The 15,054-nt window shown below is 72.2% G+C and carries 14 protein-coding genes and 1 pseudogene; 5 read left to right on the top strand and 10 right to left on the bottom strand.

The window, feature by feature from the left end:
• Positions 1-54: 54 nt before the first annotated feature.
• Positions 55-1,044: a tyrosine-type recombinase/integrase gene (locus ACH4ZX_RS36735; protein WP_398282660.1), complete on the bottom strand. Its 990-nt coding sequence runs from the start codon at positions 1,042-1,044 to the stop codon at positions 55-57.
• A gap of 65 nt (positions 1,045-1,109) precedes the next feature.
• Between ACH4ZX_RS36735 and ACH4ZX_RS36740 the strand changes: the two are divergent.
• Positions 1,110-1,532, top strand: a pseudogene (locus tag ACH4ZX_RS36740) (3'-5' exonuclease); the annotation flags it as partial.
• A gap of 72 nt (positions 1,533-1,604) precedes the next feature.
• Here ACH4ZX_RS36740 and ACH4ZX_RS36745 read toward each other — a convergent pair.
• Both ACH4ZX_RS36745 and ACH4ZX_RS36750 read right to left on the bottom strand, forming a co-directional pair.
• A complete protein-coding gene (locus tag ACH4ZX_RS36745; protein ID WP_398282663.1) occupies positions 1,605-2,102 on the bottom strand; it encodes a YbaK/EbsC family protein in 498 nt (165 codons plus the stop codon).
• Entirely contained in the window at positions 2,072-3,091 is a 1,020-nt protein-coding gene (locus ACH4ZX_RS36750; RefSeq protein ID WP_398282665.1) for a DMT family transporter, read from the bottom strand. The genes ACH4ZX_RS36745 and ACH4ZX_RS36750 overlap by 31 nt, the downstream gene beginning before the upstream one ends.
• Before the next feature lie 94 nt (positions 3,092-3,185).
• Here ACH4ZX_RS36750 and ACH4ZX_RS36755 point away from each other — a divergent pair, with 94 nt between their 5' ends.
• Entirely contained in the window at positions 3,186-4,196 is a 1,011-nt protein-coding gene (locus ACH4ZX_RS36755) for a LysR family transcriptional regulator (RefSeq protein ID WP_398282667.1), read from the top strand.
• Between the two features lie 15 nt (positions 4,197-4,211).
• Here ACH4ZX_RS36755 and ACH4ZX_RS36760 read toward each other — a convergent pair whose 3' ends face one another.
• A complete protein-coding gene (locus tag ACH4ZX_RS36760; protein ID WP_398282669.1) occupies positions 4,212-5,075 on the bottom strand; it encodes a phosphotransferase enzyme family protein in 864 nt (287 codons plus the stop codon).
• A 258-nt stretch (positions 5,076-5,333) separates the two neighbouring features.
• Positions 5,334-7,616, bottom strand: coding sequence for an MMPL family transporter (locus ACH4ZX_RS36765; protein WP_398282671.1), 2,283 nt, complete (start codon positions 7,614-7,616; stop codon positions 5,334-5,336).
• A gap of 293 nt (positions 7,617-7,909) precedes the next feature.
• Between ACH4ZX_RS36765 and ACH4ZX_RS36770 the strand changes: the two genes are divergently transcribed.
• The 3 genes from ACH4ZX_RS36770 to ACH4ZX_RS36780 all read left to right on the top strand — a co-directional run bounded on the left by ACH4ZX_RS36770 (position 7,910) and on the right by ACH4ZX_RS36780 (position 9,827).
• Complete coding sequence (locus tag ACH4ZX_RS36770) at positions 7,910-8,464, top strand: DUF1697 domain-containing protein (RefSeq protein ID WP_398282673.1); 555 nt, start codon at positions 7,910-7,912, stop codon at positions 8,462-8,464.
• A gap of 69 nt (positions 8,465-8,533) precedes the next feature.
• Complete coding sequence (locus ACH4ZX_RS36775; protein ID WP_398282675.1) at positions 8,534-9,154, top strand: TIGR03086 family metal-binding protein; 621 nt, start codon at positions 8,534-8,536, stop codon at positions 9,152-9,154.
• A gap of 55 nt (positions 9,155-9,209) precedes the next feature.
• Positions 9,210-9,827 carry a DsbA family protein gene (locus ACH4ZX_RS36780; RefSeq protein WP_398282677.1) on the top strand — a complete coding sequence of 206 codons (618 nt, stop codon included), beginning with the start codon at positions 9,210-9,212 and terminating at the stop codon, positions 9,825-9,827.
• Between the two features lie 137 nt (positions 9,828-9,964).
• Here ACH4ZX_RS36780 and ACH4ZX_RS36785 read toward each other — a convergent pair whose 3' ends face one another.
• From ACH4ZX_RS36785 to ACH4ZX_RS36805, 5 genes are all read right to left on the bottom strand, one after another.
• Entirely contained in the window at positions 9,965-10,702 is a 738-nt protein-coding gene (locus ACH4ZX_RS36785) for a sirohydrochlorin chelatase (protein ID WP_398282679.1), read from the bottom strand.
• A 6-nt stretch (positions 10,703-10,708) separates the two neighbouring features.
• Positions 10,709-11,587 carry an ABC transporter permease gene (locus ACH4ZX_RS36790; protein WP_398282681.1) on the bottom strand — a complete coding sequence of 293 codons (879 nt, stop codon included), beginning with the start codon at positions 11,585-11,587 and terminating at the stop codon, positions 10,709-10,711.
• Positions 11,574-12,383 (bottom strand): ABC transporter ATP-binding protein, encoded by an 810-nt coding sequence (locus ACH4ZX_RS36795; RefSeq protein ID WP_398282683.1) that lies wholly within the window; start codon positions 12,381-12,383, stop codon positions 11,574-11,576. The genes ACH4ZX_RS36790 and ACH4ZX_RS36795 overlap by 14 nt, the downstream gene beginning before the upstream one ends.
• A gap of 10 nt (positions 12,384-12,393) precedes the next feature.
• A complete protein-coding gene (locus ACH4ZX_RS36800; RefSeq protein ID WP_398282685.1) occupies positions 12,394-13,497 on the bottom strand; it encodes an aliphatic sulfonate ABC transporter substrate-binding protein in 1,104 nt (367 codons plus the stop codon).
• Positions 13,498-13,717: 220 nt separating this feature from the next.
• On the bottom strand, positions 13,718-15,052 hold the full coding sequence (locus ACH4ZX_RS36805; protein ID WP_398282687.1) for a sulfate adenylyltransferase subunit 1: 1,335 nt from the start codon (positions 15,050-15,052) through the stop codon (positions 13,718-13,720).
• Positions 15,053-15,054 lie beyond the last annotated feature (2 nt).

Raw genomic sequence — 15,054 nt, forward strand, 5'->3', positions numbered from 1 at the left:
ACCACGGGCATCCTGCATTCGGGGCCCCGACCGGCCACGGAGCGTGACAGCACATCAGCCAGCCGAACCACCGCACCGCTCAACTTCGAAGACCCCCTTTGTCTGCATCCGTACGCCCCGGCGGTCGGGTTGGCTCCCCAACACCGCATTGGCAGGCAGCGGACGGCCTCGGGCATTCCACTGGTCAAGCACCAAGGACCGTTCGATCTCCATGTAATCGGCCAGGGACGCGACGATCCGGTTCGGCAGGAGGATTCTGCGCCCCTTGTCCCGTTTTGCGGTCGGCGGCGCCAGGTCGAACGGCACGCTCTTCTTTCCGTCCTGGCAGTCCGGGGCGGGAAGTTCCGGCCAACACAGCGACGCGGCCTCCTCGATGCGCAAGCCGGTGGTGACCAGTAACTCCGCCATGACGACGTTGCGTTCCGCGTTACGGCCGCGGAATGACGGATCGGCGGCTCCTGGCGGCCGTTGACCACGCAGTCCGACATCGCGGAAAGCCGCATATCGAGGCACGGAGAGGAACTTGACGGACCCGCGCTTGGCGGCCTTCTCCACCGCGCGGTTGTTACGGACGGGCACTTGCCGGCCCGATTCCGCTCGCCGTGAGTTCTCGTAGTACTTGAACGGCGTCCGCCCGATCAGACCCTCATCCGCCGCCCAGGTGTAGAACTTGTCCAAGGCCGCGACGGACCGGTTCCAGGTGGAGGCCGAGATGACCTGCGTGGGGTCGGGCGAGATTCGCCGGGCCCTGTGGAAGGCCGTCACGTCGTCGCGGTCGGCCTGCCAGACGGTCTTGCCTCGATGCTCGTGCAGGAACCGACCCCACGTCAGCAGATCGAGCGCGTAAGCCCGCCAGGAGTTCGCCGACCTCACCCCGAGGGTCGGTAAGGACCACAGGAAGCGGTTCAGATGTACGTCGTAGCTGCCGTCATCGCTGAGGATGAACGGCGCACCGGTATGCAACCCGTGTTTTTCCAGAGCCCTTTGTGTATCGGTCACCCCGGCCGCTTCCAACGCTTCCGGGTCGGTGAAGAAGATCTCCATTTGATCGCACCCCCTGGCCGATCAACGACGACGGAGATCGTGAGACACGGTCATGCGTGGATAAGGCCTTCGACCTGAGCCTGCTCTCCGCGGAGCTGCGCCGGCACGGGCTGCCGTCGCTGCGGGACCGCCTCGGCGGCCGCGACCCCGCTCCGGTCGTCGACCCGTACACCATCGACCGGTGGGTCGACCGCTACCGGCGCGGCAAGCGCAACCTCGAGGCGGTCTGCACGGAGTACGGCGTCCCGCTGGACGCCGCCCACGACGCCGCCGCCGACGCGCTCGCCGCGGCCCGTCTGGCCCGCGCGATAGCCGGCCGCCACCCCAAGATCGCGGCCCTCGGCCCGGCGGAGCTGCACCGCCGTCAGATCGAGTGGTACGCCGAGTGGGCGGCGGACTTCCAGTCCTTCCTGCGCCGCAAGGGGGACGCGGCGGCGGTGGTGGACGGGACGTGGCCGCTGCGGGAACCGGCGGACGAGACCGTGTGACCCGCCCGTCCGCCGGGTCGCCCGTCCGTCGGCTCGCCCATCCGCCGGGTCGCCCGTCGTCCGCCTCTTGCGTCAGGCAGGCGCGGGGCCCGCGATCGGCGCCACGCGGGGCCGCGCCACCCGGGCGTAGTCCGCGCCCGAGATGCGCAGCGACCGGTCCAGGCGGGCGGCGTTGAAGTAGAGGTGCGCCCGCGCCACGACCTCCGGGTCGGCGACGAGTTCCAGATCCGGGTCGAAGCTGAACGGCAGCACGCTGCCGGGCACCGCGCGGGCCAGCCGCTCGGCCGTCTCCGCGTCGCTGAACCCGGCGTACCGTGCCGCGAACAGCGTGCGCACGGCGTCCAGGTCCACGCGCCGGTCCCCGGGGACGACCGCCAGGACATGCCGGGTGGTGCGGCGGTCGACCTTGACCCGCAGCACGATGCACTTCGCGGCCTCGGACACCGGGTGCCCGCGCAGCGTGCTCACGGTGTCGGTGGCGCCTTCGGGCACGTGGTCGATGAGCTTGTAGTCGACGCGGGAGTCGTCGAGAAGGGAGATCAGACGCTGGTAGGTGTCGTGGTCCGGCATCGGGTGTCCTCGTCCTGGGTGTCGCGGATGCCGCGGGTTTCGGTGGCGTCCTGGGTTTCCGCGGCGTCGTGGGTGTCGCGGGTGCGGAGGCCGGTCTCGTCCGGGGGCGCGGTGCGGTGGGCGCGTTCCACGGACTGGCCCCAGTAGGTGCCGGCGACCATCATGGTGGCGCCGAGGGCGGTGAGCGGGGTGAGGCGTTCGCCGCCGAGGGCGATGCCCACCGCGACGGCCCAGACCGGCTCGGTGCCCAGCAGCAGGCTGGCCCGGCTCGCGGAGGTGCGCTGCACGGCCCAGGTCTGTGCGAGGAACGCGAACACGCTGCAGAACAGGGCGAGATACAGCAGCTGGGCCCAGATCGCCGGGCCGGCGCCGGTCAGGGCCGGCAGACCGGAGGCGGCGGTGGGCAGGAACAGTGCCGTGCCGACGAGGGTCTGCACCGTCGTCAGGTGCGCGGGCCGGATCGCCCGGCCCGCGGTGAGCCGGCCGACGAGCGCGACGTGCGCCGCCCGCACCAGCGCGGCGCCGAGCATCAGCAGATCACCGAGGCGCGGCGCGTGGAAGCCGGTGCCGGACATCAGCAGCGCGACCGCCAGCACGCACACGCCGGCCGCGGCGAAGAACGACGGCGGCAGCGTGCCGCGCCGGCCGCCGCGGTCCAGGAGCGGGGTGAGCACGATGGTCAGGCTGATGATCAGGCCCGCGTTGGCGGCGGTGGTGTGGGCGACGCCGTACGTCTCCACGACGAGGACCGCGGCCTGGGTGAGCCCCAGCGGCACCCCGGCCCGCACCTCCTCCCGCGTCCACCGCCGCGACCCGCGCCGCCGGCCGGCGACGAGGGCGAGACAGGCGAGGGCGGAGAGGGCGTAGCGGGCGAACAGCACCAGCAGGACGGGCAGCGCGGACGTGGCGGTCTGGGCGGACAGGTAGCTGGAACCCCAGACGAGCGCGACAAGGAGGAGTACCGCATCGGTACGGCGGACGTCGGACACCCGCCCACGGTGCACCACAGGCCACCGTGAAGCCCAGAGCCATCTTCTAAAAGGATCTTTTAGCAGCTCTACATAGTCGGCCTACACTGCCGCCATGGACGAACGGCAGCTGCGGATCCTGCGGGAACTCGGCGAACTGGGCAGTGTCACGGCGGTCGCCGACGCGCTGCTGGTGACCCCGTCGGCGATCTCGCAGCAACTGCGGCTGCTGCAGCGGGCGATCCCCGTGCCGCTCACCGAGCGCCAGGGCCGGCGGCTCGTGCTCACCGACGCCGGGCAGGCGCTGGCGGGCGCGGCGGCCGAGGTGGAGACCGCGCTCGCGCGGGCCCGGCACACCGTGGAGGAGTTCGTCGCCCGGCCGGACGCGGAGGTGTCGGTGGCGGCGTTCCACAGTGCGGGCGCCGCGTTCTTCCCGCCGCTGCTGCGCGCGCTCGCCGGTCCTGGCGGGCCGGTGCCGCGGCTGGCCGACGAGGACGTCCCGCAGGAGGACTTCCCCCGGCTCACCCGGGACTACGACCTCGTCCTCGCCCACCGCCTCGAGCACGCTCCGCCGTGGCCGGGCACGGTGACCGCGACCACACTGCTGCGCGAGCCGCTGGACGTGGCGATGCCCGCCGGGCACCCGCTGGCCGCGAAGCCCGGCGTCACCCCGCGCGACGTGGCCGACGAGCCGTGGATCACCGTGCACGACGGTTTCCCGGTGATGGCGACCGTCGAGGCGATCGCCGCCGCGGCCGGACGGCGGCTGCGGCTGGTCCACCGCATCAACGAGTTCGCGGTGGTCGCCGAGGCGGTGGCGGCCGGCGGCGGCATCGCGCTGATGCCGCGCTGGACGACCCGCCCGCATCCCGCGCTGGTCCTCAGACCGCTCGCCGGAGTGCGGGCGCGACGCCACATCGACGTGCTGTACCGGCCCGAACGCACGGCCCGCACGGCGGTCCGCACGGTCCTGGCCGAGCTGCGCCGCGCCGCCGACACCATCCAGGAACGAGACGCCGACACCATCCTGAAGCGAGACGCCGACACTCTCCAGGAACGGGACGCCGACACCATCCTGAAGCGAGACGCCGACACTCTCCAGGAACGGGACGCCGACGCCTCCTAGCTGTCGCTCAGGCCCTCAGAACGGGTACCACCGCACCGTCTCGTCCCCGTCCCGCAGCGACGCCACCCGCCGCCGGAACTCGGCCAGCGCCTTCGGGTTGCCCGGCGCGTGCTGGGCGACCCAGGCGCAGCTCGCCGTCTCCCGCGCGCCGCGCAGCACCGAGCAGCCGTCCCACTCGCGCACGTCCCAGCCGTAGGCCTCGGTGAAGGAGTCGTAGGCCTCGGCGGGCAGCCCGTAGCGGTCGCGGGACAGGGCCAGGACCACCAGGTCGTGCTCCCGCAGGTCGGCGGAGAAGGTCTCCAGGTCGACCAGGACCGGGCCGTCCGGACCGACGTGCACGTTGCGGGGGAGCGCGTCCCCGTGGATGGGGCCGGGCGGCAGATGCGGGGTGAGCGCGGCCGCGGCCGCCGCGAACCCGTCGCGGCGCTCGCGCAGGTACGCCGCGTCCGCCGGGTCGACGGCGTCCCCCGCGAGCCGCAGCCAGCGCTCCACGCCGCCCAGCAGCTCGCGCGGCGGCAGGGCGAACGGCGGGGCGGGCAGGGCGTGCACGATCCGCAGCAGCCCGGCCAGGTCCCGGGGCTCGGCGGGCCGTACGGCGTCGGGCAGCCGGTGCCACACGGTCACCGGGTGCCCCGCCACGAGCAGCGGCTCGGGCCGCGCCGCCCGCGCCGCCGGCACGCCCGCTCCGGCGAGCCACAGCGCGACGTCCAGCTCCCGGCGCGCCCGGTCCAGGAGTTCGGCGTCGCGGCCGACCTTGACGACGAGGCCGTCGGCGGCGAACACCGCGTTCTCGCCCAGGGCGAGCAGCCGTGCCTCTTCCGCCGGGCCGGGCAGCACCCGTGCCGCGGCCAGTACCTCCCGCGCCCGTGCCTCGTCCAATGTCCGCCTCCGTGTCTCGTCCCGTGGCGCGTCGTGCGCCGTGCGCCCGCCGCGGACGGCCCCGGACTCCCGCCGTCCGTCGGCCAGTGTCGCATCCGCCCAGGTCGGACCGTACGCGCGCCCGGGTGGGACCAGGCGCTACGCGCGCCCGGGTGGGACGGTTCATGCGTCCGAGGCAACGGCGCGGGCCCGTCGGCCCCCAGGGAGGGAGTCCGACGGGCCCGCGGTTCCGGCGGTGCCGGGTGGGACCGGGTGGGATCAGACGGTCACCGGCTCGCCCTCGTCCTCGTCGTCACGCGTGCCGTGCGTACCGTGTGTGCCGTGCACGACCGCCTCCGGCGACTCGTCGTGCGTGAGGTCGGGCAGCCGGTGCATCCAGCGCGGCAGGTACCAGTTGCGCTCGCCCAGCAGCGCCATCACCGCCGGGAGCAGCACGCCGCGGATGACCGTCGCGTCGATCAGCACCGCGGCCGCGAGGCCGACGCCCATCTGCTTCATGGACTGCATGGACAGCGTGCCGAAGATCGCGAAGACGGCGACCATGATGACCGCGGCGCTGGTGACGACGCCCGCCGTGGTGACCACGCCGTGCCGGATCGCGTCCTTCGTCGTACGGCCCCGCAGGCGCGCCTCGCGGATCCGGGAGACCACGAACACGTGGTAGTCCATCGACAGTCCGAACAGGATCACGAACAGGAACAGCGGCAGCCAGGTGATGATGGCGCCGACGCCCTCCGCGCCGACCAGGGAGGCGCCCCAGCCGTGCTGGAAGACGGCGACGAGGATGCCGTACGCGGCGCCCACCGACAGCAGGTTGAGCACGATCGAGGTGACCGCGATCGTCAGCGAGCGGAACGACAGCAGCATCAGCAGGAAGGCGAAGACCACCACGAACGCGAACACCGGGATGACGGCGCCGGCGAGCTGGTCGTTGAAGTCGTGCGAGCCGGCGACCTGTCCGGTGATCGGCGCCTGGACGCCGTCGACCTTGCCGAGCGTGGCCGGCCGTACCTCGTCGCGCAGCTTCTCCAGGCTCGCCCCGGCCTTGTCCAGGTCGGAGCCGCCGACGAGCGGGACGTACACATAGGCGATGTTCTGCGCGTCGTGCAGCGTGATCTGCACGGGGCCGCGTGAGGCGCCCGAGCTGATCGCCCGGTCGCGGAACGCGGCCAGCGCGTCCTTCACCTCGGGGGCGTTGATGTCCTTCGCCTTGACGATCACCTCGGCCGGCTCCGAGCCGCCCGGGAAGGCGTCGTTGACCCGGTTGTACGTCTGCACGATCGGCAGCGAGTCGCCGAACTCCTGGTTCAGCGTGAGGTTCTGGGTCTTCATGCCGACCGCGGGGGCCGCGATCGCCAGCAGCGCGCCCGCCGCCACCAGCACGGACACCAGGGGCTTGGCGAGCACCCCGCGCAGTACCGCCGTCCAGAACCGGCTGCCGCCGTCGCCGCGGGCGGCACGGCGCCGCATGGCCTTGTGCAGGAAGGGGATGCGGCCCTTCTCGACCCGCTCGCCCAGCAGCGACAGGAGCGCGGGCAGGACGGTGACCGAGCCGACCATGGCGACCGCCACCACCATCAGCGACGCCAGGCCCATCGCCTCGAACTCGGCGAGCCCGGTGAACAGCATGCCCGCCATCGCCACGCACACCGTGACCCCGGAGACGACGATCGCCCGGCCGCTGGTGGCGGCGGCGACCCTGAGGGCCGTCTGCGCGTCCCGCCCGGCGGCGCGCTCCTCACGCTCGCGGCGCAGGTAGAACAGGCAGTAGTCGACGCCGACCGCCAGACCCACCAGCAGCATCACGGAGTTGGCGGTGTCGCTCATCGGCTGCAGATGGCTGACGACGCCCATCAGGCCCATCGTCGCGATGATCGCGGTGATCGCCAGCGCGACCGGCAGCAGCGCGGCCACCAGGGCGCCGAAGGCGATGAGCAGAATGCCGAGGGCCACGGGCACCGCCGAGTACTCGGCCTTCTGGAAGTCGTCCCCGAACGCGTCGTCGAACGTCTTCATCATGCTGGCGCCGCCGATCTCCTCGATCCGCAGCGTCTCGTGGTCCTTCTGGACCCCCGCGACGGCCTCGAGCACCGGCTCGACGCGCTCGCCCGCGGTCTCGGAGTCGCCGCGCATGTCGAACTGCACCAGCGCGCTGCGGCCGTCCCGGGAGATCGTGCGCGTGTCGTACGGCGACTTCACGTCCGTGACCTTGCCGGTGGCCTCGACGGCCTCGACGACCGACGCGACCGCGGCCTTGAACTCGGCGTCCGTGGCCTTGATGCCGCCGCCCTTGGCCTGGATCAGGACCGTCTCACCGGCCGGCTCCTCGATCCCCGCGTCCTCGACGATCTTCGCGGCGGTGTGCGTCTCGCCGCTCAGCTGGTCGCTGTCCTTGACGTCGACACGGCCCGCCGCCGAACCGAGCCCCATCGCCAGGACGACGAACAGCACCCAGATGCCGACGGCCGCCCAGCGGTGCCGGGCGCTCCAGCCGCCGGCCCGGGCGGCGAACCCGCGTACCTGCGCCTCTCGGTTCTTCATGACGGGCCTGCCCCTTCGTACGCGGTGACGGCTCCTTGCCGCCACCTTCCGTAATGACGGTATGGGCCGCATAAGGACATCTCGTCGTACTGCCCGGTGAAGTGCCGGGGCCCCGGGTCATCCGTCCGGACACCGCGCTCTCACCACTGGGGAGGATGGCGACCCCCTACATCTACCGGCCCTCCTCGGGGACGGCGGTCAGGGAGACGGGCCGCGGCCCGCCCGCCGTCCGCCGGTCCCGCCCGTTCCGGGGGCGGCGCGTCGGGCTCTCGGGGTGGCCCTAGGGTGGGCGGATGGCGACGACGTATGCGGCACTGTTGCGCGGGGTCAACGTGGGGTCCGCGCGGAAGGTGCCGATGGCCGAGCTGCGGGCGGTCGTGGAGGGCCTCGGGCACGACGGTGTGCGGACCTATCTGCAGAGCGGCCAGGCCGTCTTCACGGCCGGCCACGGCGACGAGGAGTCCCTGGCCGCCGAGCTCGCGCGGGCGATCGAGCAGCGCTTCGGCTTCGGCGTCGACGTCATCGTGCGCGACCACGCCTATCTGCGGGCGGTCGCCGCGGCGTGCCCGTTCCCCGCCGCCGACCTGGCGCCCAAGCAGCTCCACGTCACCTACTTCTCGGCGCCGGTGGAAGAGGAGCGGTTCGCCGGGCTCGACCGGGGCGCCTACCTGCCGGAGGAGTTCCGGCTCGGCGACCGCGCGCTGTACCTGTACGCGCCCGAGGGCCTCGGCCGCTCCAGGCTCGCCGGGTACCTCGCGAAGCCGCGGATCACCAGGGGCGTCGTCGCCACGACCCGCAACTGGAACACCGTGCTGAAGCTGGCGGAACTCACCGCCATGGCCCTGTGAGCGGGTACGCCGGGGCGGGTGTCGCGTTTGTTCAAGAGTCCGCGGCGGGCCTTCCCTAGCGTGGCGTGCATGACGCACGACGACCTGAACCCCGGAACCGACAAGATGCACGCTCACATGGCCGAGTGCGCCGCCGAGGCTGCCCGCATCGCGCGCGGCGTCCCGGCGGACCGGCTGAGCGACCCCACCCACTGCCCCGGCTGGGACGTCCGGGCGCTGGTCAACCACTGGGTCCTCTACACCTCCCACGGCCTGGAGCACCGCGCGCTGCGCAAGCAGCTCCCCGAGGAGCTGACCTCCCGCGACTTCACCGCGGAGCCCGACTGGGCCGAGTCGTACGCCGACCGGCTCCAGCGCGCCGTCGCGGCCTGGGCCGATCCCGCGGTGTGGGAGGGCGAGGTCGACCTCGGCATGGCGAAGGTGGCCGCCGTCGACATCGCCTCCATGGTGATCAAGGAGATGGCGGTGCACGGCTGGGACGTCGCCACCGCCACCGGCCAGGAACTGCGCATCTCGCCCGAGGCGGCCCGCTTCGTGCTCGGCGTGGTCGAGAAGCACGGCGACCTCTACCGGCAGTACGACGGCTTCGCCGATCCGGTGCCGGTGCCCGAGGACGCGCCCGCCTTCGACCGCGCGCTCGCCTCCAGCGGACGCGACCCGCGCCTGTCCCGCACCGCATTGGACCGATGAGAAGGCGCCCGATTGGGTCGAGACGCTGTACCACCCGACGGCTAGCGTCGAGGGCATGACGAACGGATCAACCACCCGCGTCGACTTCTGGTTCGACCCCGCCTGTCCCTTCGCCTGGATCACCTCGCGCTGGCTGCTGGAGGTCGAGCGGCAGCGCCCGCTCGACCTCCGCTTCCATGTGATGAGCCTCTACCTGCACAACACCGGCAACGAACTCCCCGACTGGTACCGCGACCTGGTCGACAGGTCGATCGGCCCGGTCCGGGTCGCCGTCGCCGCCGCCGAACGGCACGGGGAGAAGATCCTGCGCGACCTGTACACCGCGCTCGGCACCCGCATCCACGAACGCGGCGCCGGCGACTTCGACGCCGTGACCGCCGAGGCGCTCGCCGAACTCGGACTGGACGCCGGCCTCGCCGCCGCCGCGCACGACCCGTCGTACGACGACGCGGTGCGCCGCAGCCACCAGGCGGGCGCCGAGCCGGAGTCGGGCGGCTACGTGGGCACGCCGACCGTGCACGTCGACGGCACGGTGTGGTTCGGACCGGTACTGCGGGCGGTCCCGCGCGGACCACGGGCGGCCGAACTCTTCGACGCCTTCCGCGTCCTGGCCGCCCACCCCGACGTCTTCGAACTGAAACGCACCCGCACGGGCACCCTGTCCTTCGTGTAGTCGGACCGGGTGCCTGCGCGCTCCGGTTGGGCAACGCCCCGAAGGGGCGCGGGGAACTGCGCGCCCAGCCACGACGGCGCAGCAGACGACCGACAACCGCACCGGCGCGGTGATCCCCGGCGAACCCAGCGGAGCGCTCAGGCGCCGACCGCCGCCGCCAGCGGCAGTCGCGCCGCGTCGTACCGTTCCAGCAGCAGCCGCGCCACCTCGGGCGCCGGGCCGAGCACGTCGGCGAGGACGTCCGCCTCCGCCGCGCCCCGCGCGATCCGGTCCGGCAGGAAACCGGGGGCCAGGACGTATGGGGCGACCGCCACCCGGGAGCAGCCCAGCGCCCGCAGTTCCCGCACCGCGTCCTCGGTGCGGGGCAGGGCCGCGGAGGCGAACGCAGGCCGCACGGCGCACCAACCGGTGTGCCGCCACTCCCGCGCGATATCAGCGATCACTGCGATCGCCTCCGGGTCTGAGGACCCCGCCGAGGCCAGCACGACCCCGGTCGAGGACTTGTCGGCGGGCGTCAGCCCCGCCTCCCACAGCCGCCGTTCCAGGGCGGACAGCAGCAGCGGCGACGGGCCGAGCACGTCCGCCTGACGGATCCGCAGCCGCGGCGGCGCGTCCCTGAGGACCGCTGGGATGTCCGCCTTCGCGTGGAAGGCCGGCGTCAGCAGCAGCGGGAGGGCCACCACGTCACGGACGCCCTCAGCCGCCAGGGACTGCAGCACCCCGTGCACGGACGGCACGTTGAAGTCCAGGAAGCCGGTCTCCACGCGCAGCCCCGGCCGCAGCGACCGCACCCGCCCGACCAGGGCGTGCACGGTCGCGGCGTGCCGTGGATCGCGGCTGCCGTGGGCGACGACGAGAAGGACCGGTCGGGACATGGCGGTTCAGCCCTTCACCAGCAGGCCGCGGCTGCGCAGCACCCACCGCTCCAGCGGGCTGAAGACGAGCAGGTCGATGGCGATGCCGACGAACAGGATGAGCAGGATCGCCTCGAACACCATCGCCATGTCGCTGGCGTTGCGGCCGTTCTCCAGCAACTGGCCCAGTCCGACGCCGAGATCGGGGAAGGACGCGATGATCTCCGCGGCCATCAGCGAGCGCCAGGAGAACGCCCACCCCTGCTTCAGGCCCGCCACATAGCCGGGCAGCGCGGCCGGCAGGGTGATGTGCCAGGTGCCCTTCACGCCCGTGGCGCCCATGGTGCGGCCCGCCCGCAGGAACAGCGGCGGCACCTGGTCGACACCCGACACCAGGCCGTTGGCGATGGACGGCACCGCGCCGAGCAGGATCACCGCGTACATCATCGAGTTGTTCAGGCCCAGCCAGATCACGGCCGGCGGCACCCACGCCACGGACGGCAGCGACTGCAGCCCGGACAGGATCGGCCCGAGCGCCGCCCGCACGAACTTCACCCGCGCCACCAGCAGCCCCAGCGGGGTGCCGATCAGCAGCGCGAAGAAGAAGCCCAGCAGGCCGCGCGAGACGCTGGTCCAGATGTAGCCGAGCAGCGTGCCCTCGAGCCAGGCCTGCTTGAACTGGCCGCCCACGGCGGAGGGGGAGGGCAGCTTGCTGGGGTCGTCGACGATGCCGAAGACGAACTGCCAGGCCACCAGGACCACCGCGATCGCGACGACCGGCGGCACGATCTTGTCGACGACGGTCTGCCGCAGCGGGGTCCGGCCGGTGGTCGTGGTCTCCAGCGCGTCGAGGCCCGCCTCGACGCTCCCGGTGTCCTGGGCCGTCGTCGTCTCAGTGCTGGCCATGGCGGCGGATCTCCCCACGCAGTACTTCGGTGATCTCGAGGGACAGTTCCGCCACGGGAGCGTCCTCGATGCGGCGCGGCTGCGGGATGCCTACCCGCCACTCGCGCGCGATGCGGCCCGGCCGGGACGACAGCAGCACGACGCGCTGGGCGAGCCGTACCGCCTCGCGCACGTTGTGCGTGACGAACAGGACCGACAGCCCGGTCTCCTGCCAGATACGGGTCAGTTCGTCGTGCAGCACGTCCCGGGTGATGGCGTCCAGCGCCGCGAACGGCTCGTCCATCAGCAGCAGGCTGCTCTCCTGGGCGAGCGCGCGGGCCATCGCCACCCGCTGCCGCATGCCGCCCGACAGTTCGTGCACGCGCTTGCCGTACGCGCCCTTCAGCCGGACGAGTTCGAGCAGCTGCTCGGCCTTGCCGCGCCGCTCGGGCTTGGGAACTTCCCTGAGCTTCAGGGCGAGTTCGATGTTCTTGCCCGCGGTCAGCCACGGGAAGAGGGCGTGCTCCTGGAACATCAGGGCCGGGCGGCCGTCCGTCGTGATGCTGCCGGCGGTCGGCTGGTCGAGGCCCGCCACCAGGTTCAGCAGCGTGGACTTGCCGCAGCCCGACGCACCCAGGAGGGTGACGAACTCGCCCGGCGCGACATCGATGCTGATGTCGTCCAGGACGAGCTGCTGCCCGCCCGGCCCCGTGAAGGACTTCGAGACGTGCTCAAGGCGCGCCGCGTAGTCGACGGTCTCGTCGGCCTTGACGAGGGTCGTGGTCGTGGCCATGGTCGTCACCTCCTGGATACTCATCGGACTTGCCTCAGCTGGTGCCGAGACCGGCGTCGTCGACCGTGCTCGCGCCCTGGGCCTTCAGGACCTTGTTCAGGATCGTGAGGTCGTAGATGCCCTTCAGGTCGGGCTTCTCCAGCAGGCCCGCCTTGACCGCGTGCTCCGCCTCGGTGTTCAGGGTGGCGGCCAGCGGGTCGTCGGTGATCTGGATCGACTTCCACGCCGGGTCGAGGACGGCGGCCGGGAGGGCCTTGCCGGAGTCGGCCTCGAGCTGCTTGTTCGCCGCCGCCTTCGCCTCGTCCGGGTTGGCGGCGATCCACTTGTTGGTCTCGACCGACGCCTTCAGGACCGCCTCGACGGCCTTCGGGTGCTCCTTGAGGAAGCTCTGCCGCACGATGATGTTGGTGATCACGAACTTCTTGTCCGGCCACAGCGTCGCCTCGTCCAGCAGTACCTTGCCGCCCTCGGCGACCAGCTTCGACGCGGTCGGCTCCGGCACCCAGGCGCCGTCGACGGAACCGGCCTTGAACGCGTCCGGCGTCACCTTGTTGTCGCTGCGGACGACCGTGACGTCGCCCTTGCCGCTCTGCGCGTCGACCTTCCAGCCCTGGTCGGCGATCCAGTTGAGGAACGCCACGTCCTGCGTGTTGCCCAGCTGCGGGGTGGCGATCTTCTTGCCCTTGACGTCCTTCAGGGACGTGACCTTCTTCGGATTCACGACCAGCTTCACGCCGCCGGACGCCGAACCGCCGATGATCTTCAGGCTCTTGCCGTTCGACTTGGCGTAGCCGTTGATCGCCGGGGACGGGCCGATCCAGCCGATGTCGATGGAGCCGGAGTTGAGGGCCTCGATCTCGGACGGGCCGGCGTTGAAGGTGGCGTACTCGGCCTTGGTGGCGCCGAGTTCCTTCTGGAAGGTGCCCTGCCGGCGGCCGACCAGTGCGGTGGCGTGGGTCAGGTTGCCGAAGTAGCCGATCCTGACGGAGTCGAGGCCCTCGATCTTGTCGGCGCCGGTGGCGACCTCGGCGGTGTCGTCCTCCTTGGCCTGGGACCCGTAGCCGCAGGCGGCGAGGGCGAGCAGGGGGAGGACGGCCATGACCGCGAAGCGGCGGCGGACGGCATGGGTGGCAGGCACGGGAGGTGTTCCTCTCGTCGGCCCGGCGGTCACGTACTCAGGTCGTGGCCGGGAGGTCGGCAGGTCTGCGTCTACGGCGGTGGGGGATGCGGGCGCGCGGGCAGTGCGCGTACGTCAGCGCACACATCGCGTCACTCCGCCCTGCCCGCTGCCGAGGTCGCCGCTGCCGACGCGGCCGCCCTCCTTCGCGAACGTGGACCAGTAGTCGGTGGCCGTCATGTCAGAAGTCCCACCCGTCGTCCTCGGGCTCGTCCTTGACGGGCTCCGGGGAGGCGAACGACTCGCCGACCATGCCGGCGGTGAGGGTGGTGCCGTCGCTGGGGTCGATCAGGATGAACGAGCCGGTGCGGCGGGAGTCGGCGTAGGAGTCCACCGGCAGCGGCTCGGCGGTGCGGATCTTGACCCGGCCGATGTCGTTGGCGACGAGCTGCCCCGGGTGCGGGTGCAGCGACAGGTCGTCGAGGGTGAGCCGGGACGGGATGTCCTTGACGATCGCCTTGACCGTGCGGGTGCCGTGCTTGAGCAGTACCCGGTGGCCGACGGTCAGCGGGGCGTCGGCGACGTGGCAGACGGTCGCCTCGATGTCCTGCGTGGTCGCCGGGGCGTCCTTGGTGGGCACGATCAGGTCGCCGCGCGAGATGTCGATGTCGTCCTCGAGCAGGATGGTCACCGACTGGGTGGTCCAGGCGACGTCGACCGGCCTGCCCAGCAGGTCGATGCCGGAGACCCGCGAGGTGCGGCCCGAGGGCAGCACGGTGACCTGCTCGCCGACCCGGAAGGAACCGGCGGCGATCTGGCCCGCGTAACCGCGGTAGTCGGGGTGCTCGGCGGTCTGCGGCCGGATCACGTACTGCACGGGCAGCCGGGCGTGGCAGTGGCTGAGGTCGTGGCTGACCGGGACCGTCTCCAGGTGCTCCAGCACGGTCGGGCCGCCGTACCAGTCCATGTTCGAGGACGGCTCCACGACGTTGTCGCCGGCCAGCGCGGAGATCGGGATGGCGGTGACCTCCGGGACGCCCAGCTCGGTCGCGTACGCCGTGAACTCCTCGGCGATCGCGGCGAACACCGGCTCCCGGTAGTCGACCAGGTCCATCTTGTTGACGGCGAGGACGACGTGCGGGACGCGCAGCAGCGCGGCGATCGCGGCGTGCCGACGGGTCTGCTCGACGACGCCGTTGCGGGCGTCGACCAGGATCACCGTCAGCTCGGCCGTCGAGGCGCCGGTGACCATGTTGCGGGTGTACTGCACGTGGCCGGGGGTGTCGGCGAGGATGAACCGGCGGCGCGCGGTGGCGAAGTAGCGGTAGGCGACGTCGATGGTGATGCCCTGCTCGCGTTCGGCGCGCAGGCCGTCCGTCAGCAGCGCCAGGTCGGGACCGTCCTGGCCGCGGCTCGCGGAGGCGCGCTGCACGGCCTCCAGCTGGTCGGTGAGGATCGACTTGGAGTCGTGCAGCAGCCGTCCGACGAGCGTGGACTTGCCGTCGTCGACGGAGCCGGCGGTGGCGAACCGCAGCAGCGTGGTGGCCGAGAGTTCCTCGGTCGTGATCGTGCTCATGA

The sequence above is a fragment of the Streptomyces sp. NPDC020490 genome (genome assembly GCF_044335305.1).
In the GTDB taxonomy this organism is placed as follows: domain Bacteria; phylum Actinomycetota; class Actinomycetes; order Streptomycetales; family Streptomycetaceae; genus Streptomyces.

Coding starts and splice junctions, on each gene's coding strand:
- ACH4ZX_RS36765 (WP_398282671.1), bottom strand. CDS start 7,616: ATGAAGAACCGAGAGGCGCAGGTACGCGGGTTCGCCGCCCGGGCCGGC.
- ACH4ZX_RS36745 (WP_398282663.1), bottom strand. CDS start 2,102: ATGCCGGACCACGACACCTACCAGCGTCTGATCTCCCTTCTCGACGAC.
- ACH4ZX_RS36805 (WP_398282687.1), bottom strand. CDS start 15,052: ATGAGCACGATCACGACCGAGGAACTCTCGGCCACCACGCTGCTGCGG.
- ACH4ZX_RS36795 (WP_398282683.1), bottom strand. CDS start 12,383: ATGAGTATCCAGGAGGTGACGACCATGGCCACGACCACGACCCTCGTC.
- ACH4ZX_RS36735 (WP_398282660.1), bottom strand. CDS start 1,044: ATGGAGATCTTCTTCACCGACCCGGAAGCGTTGGAAGCGGCCGGGGTG.
- ACH4ZX_RS36755 (WP_398282667.1), top strand. CDS start 3,186: ATGGACGAACGGCAGCTGCGGATCCTGCGGGAACTCGGCGAACTGGGC.
- ACH4ZX_RS36775 (WP_398282675.1), top strand. CDS start 8,534: ATGACGCACGACGACCTGAACCCCGGAACCGACAAGATGCACGCTCAC.
- ACH4ZX_RS36785 (WP_398282679.1), bottom strand. CDS start 10,702: ATGTCCCGACCGGTCCTTCTCGTCGTCGCCCACGGCAGCCGCGATCCA.
- ACH4ZX_RS36790 (WP_398282681.1), bottom strand. CDS start 11,587: ATGGCCAGCACTGAGACGACGACGGCCCAGGACACCGGGAGCGTCGAG.
- ACH4ZX_RS36780 (WP_398282677.1), top strand. CDS start 9,210: ATGACGAACGGATCAACCACCCGCGTCGACTTCTGGTTCGACCCCGCC.
- ACH4ZX_RS36770 (WP_398282673.1), top strand. CDS start 7,910: ATGGCGACGACGTATGCGGCACTGTTGCGCGGGGTCAACGTGGGGTCC.